Here is a 2438-nt window from a genome sequence, read left to right as displayed (position 1 = left end):
ATACCTTTTTTGAGCCATCTCTTTTTCACCACCACCATTCATTTTCGGGGTTGACTTTTAATAGTTAATCTTTCTGTATTGGACGTATGTTCTGCGTCCTGGTGCATGCTATGCCTGCCGATCTCCGCCTGTTCGCAGCCCGTCAAAAGGCAAAATGCGCTTTTGACGCAAAGCGCCTGCTTTTCACAGGCTTTTGCGCCGGAATCTTTGCTCTGCCGTCGAAAAAGGCCATTTTCAGAAAATTTGCTGACAGTCTCTTCCCTGCGTGCTACAATAAAAAAAACAACTTTTACGGAGGTCCCCATGAAAAACGACATTGATGACCTTTTAAATCAGGTTTTCGGGCGGCGCACCCGTTCAGATGCTTCGGACACGCCTTTGCCCGAACTTCATGCGCAACCCGTCAGGGCTTCCAAATCTGTCGCTTCTTCCGCGCGGCGAAAAAAGGCGTCGATCGATTCCGTTCAGCAAAATGTACTGGCTATGCAGAAAGAACTGGAGGCCCGTGCCGCCAGCCAGCGACGGGAAATTGAAGCGCTGAATCAAACGGCTCTGGCAGACATCAGCCGCATTGAACAGGAACTGGAAACACCTGCGGTTCAGGCGCTCGCCAAACCCCAGCGCGCCGGAGCAGAAAAGAAACGTGTCGGGCTGGATGGCTTTGAAGGATTGGATGCGGCACTGGAGAAGTGCGTGTTTGGCCAGGAGACCTATCTGCGTCAGCTGTGCATCGCGCTCAAACGTCCCTATGTCATGAATCACAGCGGTGAAGATGCCCGGGGTGCGGTCTTTATCAGCGGCCCTGCAGCAACCGGCCGGCGCCTTGCCCTGCGACGGGCTGCAGAATTTCTGGCTGAAAAGAATGTGTTTTCTGCCGGCCAGATCGCCTGGCTGGATCTCTCCCTCTACCCCACCGCAACGGAAGAAAAGCTGTTTTTGCAGGATCTGTATATGGCGTTGGCCGGGTCCTGCGACCTTGTGTGCTTTCTGCATTCCGGGCAATGTCATCCCGGCTTTCTCACAGTCCTGGCCAATCTGGTACAGAAGGGCGCACACCCGCTTGCCAGCCGCTATGTGCTTCAGAATGGTCGCTTGGTGGACGCCGGCGCTTCGCTGGTGAAGGACGCCATCAGCCAGTTAACCCCCCACGGAAAGTATTTGATCTTTTTAGAGGAAGAGGGGCTGGAAAAGTTGGCGGAACGCTTTGGCGCGCCGTTTGTAACGGCACTCAGCGACTTTTGCCAGACGCAGCCGCTGTCTCCTCAGGCCCGTCTGGAGATTGCGCGGCAGGAATGGTCGCTTCTCGCAGCGCGCGCCGAACACACGCTGGAATTTTCTGTCACCGCGCAGGATTCTCTGCTGGATTTTGCAGCGAAACAGGGCAACACGCCCGGTGCTCAGCCCATTCTGGATTTCTTCGAAAAGCTGTACCGGGCCCTGGCGCAATACAAACTGGAACAGGCACCCGGCGGTCGGATCCCGGTTTCCGTATGCGTAAAAGACGGCCATCCGCAACTGGATTTTAACGGAACAGTCATTGAAGCCGCGTCACTTCTTCCCGCGAGCTACAACGGCGATCTTGCCGCAGTGAAGGCGGAACTGGAAAAGATCGTGGGCCTTTCCGATGTGAAGGAATATGTCCTCAGCCTGGAAGAAAACCATCGGGTGCAGAAGCGAAGAGAAGCCCAGGGGCTGAAGACTTCCGGTGTTTCCATGCACATGATCTTCACTGGGAATCCCGGCACCGGCAAAACCACCATCGCACGCCTGATCAGCAAATATCTGAAGGCCATCGGTGTTCTCAGCGGTGGTCAGCTGGTGGAAGTGACCCGGGCTGACCTTGTGGGAAAATACGTAGGCCATACTGCCCCTCTGACCACGCAGGTGCTGAATTCCGCACTGGGCGGCGTGTTGTTCATCGATGAAGCGTACAGCCTGTACCGCGGAAAAGATGACAGCTTTGGTTTGGAATGCATTGACACGCTGGTCAAGGGGATGGAGGACCACCGGGACGAACTGGTGGTGATTCTGGCGGGCTATACCCGCGAGATGAACGAATTTCTCTCCGCCAACAGCGGTTTGAAAAGCCGTTTTCCCAATATCATCGAATTTCCCGATTACACCGGTGACGAACTGCTCGCCATTGCCCGGTTGCAGGCCAAAAGCAAGGGTTATGTGCTGGACGTGCGCTGTGATGATCCGTTGCGGACGTATTTTAATGCCGTGCAGATGACCCGCGCCCGTGAAGCCGGAAACGGACGGCTTGCCCGCAACAAAGTGGAAGAAGCAATTCTTGCTCAGTCGCGCAGAGTTTCCAGAGATACCAGTGCAGATCTCTCCACACTGATCCCCGAGGACTTTGACCTTTCCGGCGTTGTCAACGACGCATAGAAAAGCGGGGGGGGGGGGGGGGGGGGGGGGGGGGGGGGGGGGGGGGG

At 55.8% G+C, this 2438-nt stretch carries 2 protein-coding genes; one reads left to right on the top strand and one right to left on the bottom strand.

Translation table 11 applies throughout. The features are described 5' to 3' along the window. Positions 1-38 precede the first annotated feature (38 nt). Entirely contained in the window at positions 39-317 is a 279-nt protein-coding gene (locus tag WMO24_RS00070; protein WP_349213965.1) for a hypothetical protein, read from the bottom strand. Between WMO24_RS00070 and WMO24_RS00065 the strand changes: the two genes are divergently transcribed. After that, on the top strand, positions 304-2391 hold the full coding sequence (locus WMO24_RS00065; RefSeq protein ID WP_349213963.1) for an AAA family ATPase: 2088 nt from the start codon (positions 304-306) through the stop codon (positions 2389-2391). The genes WMO24_RS00070 and WMO24_RS00065 overlap by 14 nt on opposite strands. Positions 2392-2438: the final 47 nt, after the last annotated feature.

This window comes from Ruthenibacterium intestinale, from assembly GCF_040096265.1.
GTDB lineage: Bacteria > Bacillota > Clostridia > Oscillospirales > Ruminococcaceae > Ruthenibacterium > Ruthenibacterium komagatae.
This window is presented reverse-complemented; position numbering and strand designations above follow the sequence as displayed.

Coding starts and splice junctions, on each gene's coding strand:
- WMO24_RS00065 (WP_349213963.1), top strand. CDS start 304: ATGAAAAACGACATTGATGACCTTTTAAATCAGGTTTTCGGGCGGCGC.
- WMO24_RS00070 (WP_349213965.1), bottom strand. CDS start 317: ATGTCGTTTTTCATGGGGACCTCCGTAAAAGTTGTTTTTTTTATTGTA.